Annotated in this window: 10 protein-coding genes and 1 pseudogene; 2 read left to right on the forward strand and 9 right to left on the reverse strand. The window is 44.1% G+C overall.

What is annotated here, in order from left to right; translation table 11 throughout:
• Positions 1 to 10: 10 nt before the first annotated feature.
• The 8 genes and pseudogenes from LYNGBM3L_RS20920 to LYNGBM3L_RS20945 form a co-directional block, all read right to left on the reverse strand.
• Positions 11 to 1,486 carry a mechanosensitive ion channel domain-containing protein gene (locus LYNGBM3L_RS20920; RefSeq protein WP_008187572.1) on the reverse strand — a complete coding sequence of 492 codons (1,476 nt, stop codon included), beginning with the start codon at positions 1,484 to 1,486 and terminating at the stop codon, positions 11 to 13.
• Between the two features lie 380 nt (positions 1,487 to 1,866).
• Complete coding sequence (locus tag LYNGBM3L_RS41330; RefSeq protein ID WP_131827019.1) at positions 1,867 to 2,100, reverse strand: hypothetical protein; 234 nt, start codon at positions 2,098 to 2,100, stop codon at positions 1,867 to 1,869.
• A 43-nt stretch (positions 2,101 to 2,143) separates the two neighbouring features.
• On the reverse strand, positions 2,144 to 2,488 hold the full coding sequence (locus LYNGBM3L_RS20925; protein WP_008187573.1) for a XisI protein: 345 nt from the start codon (positions 2,486 to 2,488) through the stop codon (positions 2,144 to 2,146).
• Positions 2,476 to 2,890 (reverse strand): annotated as a pseudogene (locus LYNGBM3L_RS50480) (XisH family protein). Before LYNGBM3L_RS50480 ends, LYNGBM3L_RS20925 begins: the two are co-directional and overlap by 13 nt.
• Positions 2,890 to 3,063, reverse strand: a complete 174-nt coding sequence (locus LYNGBM3L_RS44025) for a hypothetical protein (protein WP_008187576.1) — start codon at positions 3,061 to 3,063, stop codon at positions 2,890 to 2,892. Before LYNGBM3L_RS44025 ends, LYNGBM3L_RS50480 begins: the two are co-directional and overlap by 1 nt.
• A gap of 77 nt (positions 3,064 to 3,140) precedes the next feature.
• Entirely contained in the window at positions 3,141 to 3,407 is a 267-nt protein-coding gene (locus tag LYNGBM3L_RS20935) for a type II toxin-antitoxin system RelE/ParE family toxin (protein WP_008187578.1), read from the reverse strand.
• A complete protein-coding gene (locus LYNGBM3L_RS20940; RefSeq protein WP_202799229.1) occupies positions 3,407 to 3,781 on the reverse strand; it encodes a hypothetical protein in 375 nt (124 codons plus the stop codon). The genes LYNGBM3L_RS20935 and LYNGBM3L_RS20940 overlap by 1 nt, the downstream gene beginning before the upstream one ends.
• A gap of 25 nt (positions 3,782 to 3,806) precedes the next feature.
• Positions 3,807 to 4,028, reverse strand: coding sequence for a hypothetical protein (locus tag LYNGBM3L_RS20945; protein ID WP_008187582.1), 222 nt, complete (start codon positions 4,026 to 4,028; stop codon positions 3,807 to 3,809).
• Between the two features lie 1,009 nt (positions 4,029 to 5,037).
• On the opposite strand from LYNGBM3L_RS20945, the gene LYNGBM3L_RS20950 reads away from it, so the two are divergent.
• Entirely contained in the window at positions 5,038 to 5,265 is a 228-nt protein-coding gene (locus tag LYNGBM3L_RS20950; RefSeq protein ID WP_131827020.1) for a hypothetical protein, read from the forward strand.
• Between the two features lie 62 nt (positions 5,266 to 5,327).
• Here the strand turns inward: LYNGBM3L_RS20950 and LYNGBM3L_RS34995 are convergent, their stop codons facing one another.
• Entirely contained in the window at positions 5,328 to 6,656 is a 1,329-nt protein-coding gene (locus LYNGBM3L_RS34995; protein ID WP_052308468.1) for an eCIS core domain-containing protein, read from the reverse strand.
• A 73-nt stretch (positions 6,657 to 6,729) separates the two neighbouring features.
• Between LYNGBM3L_RS34995 and LYNGBM3L_RS45175 the strand changes: the two genes are divergently transcribed.
• Positions 6,730 to 8,054, forward strand: a 1,325-nt coding sequence (locus LYNGBM3L_RS45175) for an ATPase (protein WP_044494180.1), incomplete at its 3' end; no start/stop codon positions are given.

Below are 8,054 nucleotides of genomic sequence, written 5' to 3' on the forward strand. Positions count from 1 at the left end.
ACTATCGGTTTTAAATACCAAAAATTGATTTAATACGTTTGCGAACTGCGGCGAAAGGAGTTTCGTCTTGCTCTGTGGAACTGACGGTTATTCCTAAGCGTTCCAATGTCTCTTGACGTTTGGATAATTCTTCAGAAATTCGGTCAGCTAATGCTTCGTGCTTAGCCAATAGACTTTGTAAATTGTCTCGATCCACCACAAACAGCATTGTCTCTTCTAGGGTACGAAGAGTAGCAGTACGGGGAGTACCCATCAGCAGAGACATCTCCCCGATAAACTCCCCAGACTTACGGGTAGCGACTCGTTTTCCAATGGATTCCACGAACACTTCCACTGTTCCAGATAGGATAATATAAAATGAGTCCCCTGGATCGTTTTCCCGACAGATGGTTTGGTCAGCTGGGAGAGTTTTCCGATAGCCCTCCTCAATGATATGTCGCAGTTCCATATCGCTACAGTTTTTAAAATAACTTACTTGCCGCAATAGATCCGCCAGCTTCCAGGTATAAGGGGATTCAGACTTGGGTTTGGGTTTGTCTGGAGCTGATTGGTTGTGGATTGAGGAGGAGCCATTAGTCACCCCGGGGGTTTGTAATTGTCGAAACAGGGACACTAAGGTTTCTGGATTGTGCATACGCAAGCTTAGCTCAGGGCGGCCGGGTTCGATTTGGCGCGATCGCAATTCCGTATCAATCAGATAATACAAAGCGCTTTTAATTGCTTCGATCTCTGCTGGTTGATCGATCCAAACCAAAAGCTCAAAATCCATTCCTTCCTCTCCATAGCCCTTGAACCAAACCTGGGGAGAGGGAGAGGATAAAACGCGGGGTTCTTGGCGGGCAGCCGCTAACAGCAGCTCTGTGACGACAAGGGAATCCAATTCATCGGGAAAGTTCATGGGAATTTGGAGACGACTCGTCGGGTCTTGGTAGCTCCAGTTTATGACATTATTTTGGACAAAACTGTTATTCGGAATAATCACACAAACGTTGTGGATGGTTCGTACTACTGTAGAGCGAATCGATATTTTTTCCACAGTTCCTGACAGATTATCTATTTCTATATAGTCTCCCACTTTAATCGGTTGATCTAGCAGGATAGTCAGACCACTGATAAAATTGCTAGCTAGATCTTGTAGTCCAATTCCAAAGCCAATACCGAGAGCACCAGCAAAGATGGCTAAGGAACTTAGGTTAATCCCCGACGTTTGCAGAACGATTAAAAACCCTAAGATGGTTAGAATGTAACCGATAATAGAAGCGAGGGCTTCGCGAGTACCCCGATCCATCCTGAAACGGCTCAGTAACCAATGTTTAATCAGGGCTTTGATGGTACGGGAGATAATAATAGCGATGATACATAAAAACAGGAATTTGCCTAAGAAACTCAGAGAAAAGGCTTGGTCACCAAATTCAAATAGCTTGGCGGTAAATACCTTAGAGATGGCATTCCAGATTTTCTGTAGCGGTGTAATAATCCAAGTCATCAGAAGTTTTTAAAAGGGAACAGGGGAAGAGTGTGGGGCTCACAGGGGTAGGTTTTTTACTTTGGAGATAGGTAATAGGTAATAGGTAATAGGTAATAGGTAATAGGTAATGGGTAATGGGTAATGGGGAATGGCTGCTCGCCTTCAGATGCTTGGGGTTTGGTGGGCAAATGTACAAGGTTTGACCAATTGATCAGTTATCATCGACCAATGCCCACCCTACTGCTCGCCTTGGGGTTTGGTGGGCAAATGTACAAGGTTTGACCAATTGATCAGTTATCATCGACCAATGCCCACCCTACTGCTCGCCTTGGGGTTTGGTGGGCAAATGTACAAGGTTTGACCAATTGATCAGTTATCATCGACCAATGCCCACCCAACTACAAGAGCGATCGCACTATTTTATCAAAATCCACTGATTGTGGTGTTTGGTGGGCAAATTCTAAACGGAAGTGCGATCGCATTCGGAGCGGGTAGGGTGGGCAAATACTAAAACGGAAGGCAATTTCATCTCTAACCCAAGACCATTTGCCCACCAAACAACCCACGACAGTAGGGTGGGCAAATACTAAACCGAAGGCAATTTCATCTCGAACCCAAGACCATTTGCCCACCAAACAAGATCAGCGATTGGCCTACGGCCACGCTACTGAATGCTTACTTTGTGCCATAGCCTGAGTATTGGCGCATAGAAGGTGGCTGAAACCCAATAACAATATCATTTTTGGGAACGTTCATATTAACCAGATCTTGACCAATATCCCATTCAGTATTGTTATTCTGAATCCAGATCTTGCCATTTTTAATCTCTAAATGAACTGAACAGCCATAAACTCTTTCTTTCTTGTCCCAGCCGATGGCCATTACTTGATAATGGTCGTTTTCCGTATCAAAAATGTTATGAATTTCCATGTCACCATGAGAGGGTTTGTAACTGGCATATTGACTCAGTAGTTGCTTGATTATACTGCGATAAGTTTGAAGCTTTTCTAGCTTTTCCATGATACAATTACCTCATTATCAATGTCATAACTTAATAGTTTAAGTTGGTAATCTTGAATAACCATTTGAGGAAATTCCTTCTGAAAAAACCTTCGGTAGGTGGTATCGGGAATCGCCAGAAATAATTGTCGTTCTGGATCTTTTACCTTTAAGGCTACTCGATAGTTAATGAATTGACCAATGGCAAGGTGGAAGTCTGTAATTGAGGAGGGATTAATAAAACTTTTGATTTACCACTGCCTTCCGCTGACCATTTCTTTCTGCCGCTATTAGCTTTTCGGCACCCAGATCAATAAAAAATTCTACTCCGCCTACTTTCAAAAAAAACGGATCATCGGTAATTTGCCAACCATCTTTAATTAAGGCATTTTTGACAACATCATGAAATAAGTCTTTTGCCATTACTCTTGCTTCCTTGCATCACAGGACCTTTGGTATTGAAAGTGTTGGCGGAGGTAACGAATAAAGTAGGGGGTAAAGCGAGCATTCCGTAGGGTAGGGTCGGCAAATTCTGATAGCTTGGCAATTTCATCAGTGCGATCGCACTCAGTGGCGTAGGGTGGGCAAATAATCATATTAATACCATTTGATCTCGAATCATGTCCATTTGCCCACCCTACAAGAGCGATCGCACTTCCAAATTCATGATCATTTAGAATAAATCTGCATGGGAACCGGAACGAACCAGAAAAAGATTGGTTTCTGAGGTTTTGTAGATTAAAATCCAGTCTGGTTCGATATGACAATCTCGGTATCCACTCCAATTTCCTGTTAAGGCATGATCTTTGTATTTGGGTTCTAGTTCTTTTCTCTCTAATAATTTATCAATAACTGATTTAAGCTTTTCCATATTTTTGCCACGCTTCTGTAGCCGTTTGACGTCTTTCTTAAAGCGGTTTTCAAAAACAGGTGATAGCATTAAATTCCCAGTTCATTGTAGAGAGATTCTTTATTGGCACAAACGGTCAAGTTTTTTTGTTCTTCAATATTTATAATCGCTTGTTGGGTCTCTTCATTGAAGTCGTTAATTGTATAAGTGTTCTCTTCAATTCGTTTCTCTCTTTCAGCTTGCTGCAAAATAAGCGCGAGGTGTTTTTGTAAAAAAATGGCTAGGGCGTTTTGTTGTTCTTCCGAAAGCTGTGCGATCTGCTCAAAGGTTTCTTGGATTAATTTAGTCATGGGTGGTTTTTGCGAAACCGTATTGATCGAAATTGTAGCACTTTGACATCCTCCCACCGCTAAATCAAAGATTATAGTGCGATCGCACTCCATGGCGTAGGGTGGGCAAATCATCAACCATTAACCATTTGATCACCAATCATGTCCATTTGCCCACCCTACTACTGATATAATATGTCACATGTTGATAGTTCCCTGTTCCCTGTTCCCAGGCGTAGGGTGGGCAAATCATCAAAGTAATACCATTTGTATACCAATCATGTCCATTTGCCCACCCTACTATTTGATCAAAATCAACAGGGAGTAGGGTGGGCAAATTATGATTGTGGCGTAGGGTGGGCATATAATCAATGTAATACATATGTCCACCAATCATCGACCTTTGCCCACCCTACTACAAGAGCGATCGCACTTTGCCCCGTCCGCCATCGATAATGCTTTCGAGCCAAGAGCATCGACCCTTGCACCGCTTCTTCTCCGATTTTCGGTTATTCATTCGCGGTCACTTTGCTTCTTGATGATGGGTTCGTTCCTTTCTTGATTTACTACGTAAACGTAGTGCTGCCAGATATATGTGCAGATAATGATAGCCATTCCAATCCACAAGCCGGGCTTTTTCATGTAATGTAAACCTCCATACAACGGCAATAAGTTACCAGACCCTAACGCCCCAGACTAGAGTTGCTTACAGTAGGGTGGGCAAATTATGTAGGGAAAGGCAATTTCATCTTTGTGTCATGTCCATTTGCCCACCCTACTACTGATATAATAATATGTCTACATCATTGGTGTTACGAGCGCGATTAATATAGCCTTTATCGTAGCTATGAGGTACACATTATTTTTGCCCTCTTCCCTCACTTCCCCTCCTGGGAGGGGTTAGGGGTGGGTTCCTCTTACCTGCTCCCTGCTCCCTGCTCCCGTCTTGATGCAGTCGCTCATGGGGGAAACCACGCCAGTTGCTCATGGGGGGAACCCCCAAGACCGCACTGGCTCCCCAAGACCGCGCTGCATCGCTGCTCCCTAAAAACCAGAAATTTGTACCTCACAAGTCGTAGAATTGCTATTATTAAGATAATTGCGGCAATCGTTGTCAAAACCAAAAGAAAGGCCAATTCAAAATAAGGCCAATTCAAAATTCAAAATTCAAAATTCAAAATTCAAAATTCAAAATTCAAAATTCAAAATTCAAAATTAGAAATTAGGGCTCTCCTAGACTGATTATACTAAATTAGTAGTTTAAATTAGCTTAACCCCCTCAGCATAGCAACCTTAGGAGAGCCGAAATTATAAATTCAAAAGCATTTTGAATTTTGAACTCATAATTTTGAATTGGCCTTATTTTGAATTTTGAATTGATTGGGTTGGGGGTGGCGAAAAAGACGGTGGAACGCATGGTGGATAAGGTGTCTCGGCTTTACGAGCAGGGTGCGGATGAGCAACGCATTGAGACTTACCTTAACCATTGGTGGCGGTGGGTGAGAAGTGGAGTGGATGGGGTGAGTCTGTTTGGGTTTGGGTTGGTGGTTTACAAGGCTTTAACCCAACCAACCACAGAGGCGTACGCATTCGGAGCGGGTAGGGTGGGCAAATTCTGAGAGTTTGGCATTTTATTCGGGAATCCTGACCATTTGCGCACCCGACCTATTCTGCGTACGCACTATATTCTTCCCAAAGCGATCAGTTCGGGGTGCAATTTCCCTTCAGGGGTTAACCATTTGACACACACCTTGCAATATGACATTGTTGCTTCTAAGTCGTCTCCCTGATAGGCTTTGGGGTCTAATCTTATACTCTCCAAAAATGCACGGGTTGGCACCCACTTCTCGTCCGGTTTGATTATTCCTAATTGCAACTCTCTTTTGTATTCCTGTTCTAATAATTTGGCCAATGCGTTGGGCTCCGCACAGCTACACCACAAACGGTTATAATGTTGTCCCGTTTGCTTGTCAACGAATCTTTCAGATGTAACTTTTTGTTCAAACCAGTCGAATATCTTGGGGGCTCTCCCTATATTAGCCCTTGTGGCTGCCAATTTGCCACTTTCGCCTTGCACCCTTGCCAAACCAGCCCTCCCCCATATGTGCGTCCTCACCAAAAGTTGATATGTCGTTCTTAACGGTGTACGATACACCTTTTCACTGCCACTGTTACCTCGATTTTTTCCTCGCCAAACACTCTTCAAGCCACTTGCATTAAAGGAATCGTCTGGTTGGGGAACCCGGTGATAAATCGCTCTGGACCTGTTATCTTCCCTTCTTCGTTCGCCATTACTTTCTTTTTTCTGTTGTGATGGGTTAACCGACTCTTTCTGTTGCATCACATGGGTCAACTCATGAGCCAGCAAGTGTAGCCCCCCTCTTCTCCCTGGCTGATACTCTCCCTTCCGAAAAAACACATCCTGCCCCGTCGTAAACGCCTTCGCCTGAATCGATTGATTCAACTTGTCCGACTGAGCATCCCTATGCACCCGCACGCCACTAAAATCCGCCCCCATCGCCTGCTCAAGGGGATGTCTAATCGTTTCCGACAGTGGCTTTCCCCTTCCTCTTGCTTCTTTTATGCCACCTTCTAAATTGTTCGGTGCATTTAATCCCCCTGTTAACGCTTTCCTCTGTATTTCTTGTTGTGGCCTACCCAACACATCGTCTTCAACAATCCGTGGAGAATTAATCTGCTGTACTACCTGACGCGCTACTCGATCTGCCTCTTGCTCGTATTTATCACCCGGCTTTCCTATAGTTAGCTTTGCTTGCAGCCCCATTTCATACCATCCTGTGTCGGGCACGTATTGTCCCGTTTCAAGGGCATGCATCACCTTCGCACTGATACTTCCCCATTCCCCCACCGCCTCTTCCGCGTTCCACTCCCTTTCCTCTGCTTCCAAAATTTCTCTATAACCTTTCCCTCTGGAGTCTTTCTTATTTTGATCAAATGACACTGAAGTAGAGTGAGAATATTTCGGTTGATAGGTATGAGTAGTGCGCATAGCTATTTCCTTTTACCTTGTACCCTATTAGAAAACCAGATCAGTCGATCCATCCGTCTTCCAGGAGCGCGACATGGCACCCCTTTCTCAAACCAACTGGTATCACTCTAATATTAGTTCTCTGTTACAAGAAATCGAGCGAGTTCGTAACTATTTAGATAAATACATAGAAGGTAAAGAAAATCTACAAATCGTAACTGAATTTGTTGACGATACTTCTGCCCTGGCTCAACTTTGTATCCTTTTCAATCTAACCCCAATTGAAAGGGATATCCTGCTAATGTGCGTGGGCCAGGAAATAGAACCTATGTTCCATTCTTTGGTGGCCATTGCCCAAAAAAATAGTCCTCACAAAAACTATCCTACTCTTAGTTTAGCTCTTGACGCCCTGCCCGGACCCAGTTGGCATGTCCTTTCTCCCCAAAGCCCTTTACAATACTGGCAACTGCTCCACATAGAACCAGGAAGAATCTTAACCAAGTCCCCCCTAATAATTGACCAGCGTATCCTCTGCTTTCTGTTAGGAGAAAATGCCACAGACCAGCAATTAGCTTGCATTATCACTCCCCAACCGCCTCAGACCAAGCAACATCATTTGCCTCCCTCTCAGTTAAGTATAGGGTCGCAATTGATCACCATTTGGTCTGGCAGCGAGGGGAGAAATAGCTATCCCGTGGTGCAATTATCTGGCTCGGATCGAAGCACTAAATACCAAATTGCCTCCGCCACTTGTCAGGGTTTGGGGTTAAAGTTACATACTCTCGAACCTGCGGCTCTGACCACCAAGCCCCAGTTGGTCTATCAACTCGCGAAGCGTTGGCAAAGGGAAGCAATACTAAGCAATAGTGTCCTGTTTATTGACTGCGATAGTTATAATTTTACCGAGCCAGGGCGGGAGTATGCTCTGAGCCAATTTATTGATAGTAACAATACTCGTTTAATCCTCAGCTGCAATCACCGAAAAATTGACTGTCAGCGGACTGTTGTTAACCTAGACATCCCCCCATTGAGCCACCAGGAACAATATGACCTGTGGGAATGCCATATAGGGTCAGCAGCAGCCGAACTTAACGGTCAAATTGAGCGCATCGCCGTACAGTTTAACCTCAGTAGTGCTAGTATTCAAGCCGCCTGTGATCAATTCAAAATTCAAAATTCAAATGTTCAATTATGGGATTTCTGCCGCCAAATCAGCCGTAATCAATTAGAACACTTAGCGCAACCGATAAATGCTACGGCTACCTGGGATGATCTGGTATTACCAACCCCAAAACGGCTGCTTCTTAGCGATATTGCCACTCATCTCAGATACAAGTATAAAGTCTATCAGGAATGGGGTTTCGCCCAAAAAGGCCATCGGGGTTTGGGCATCAGCGCCCTTTTTTACGGTGCTAGCGG

This window comes from Moorena producens 3L, assembly GCF_000211815.1.
Taxonomy (GTDB): domain Bacteria; phylum Cyanobacteriota; class Cyanobacteriia; order Cyanobacteriales; family Coleofasciculaceae; genus Moorena; species Moorena producens.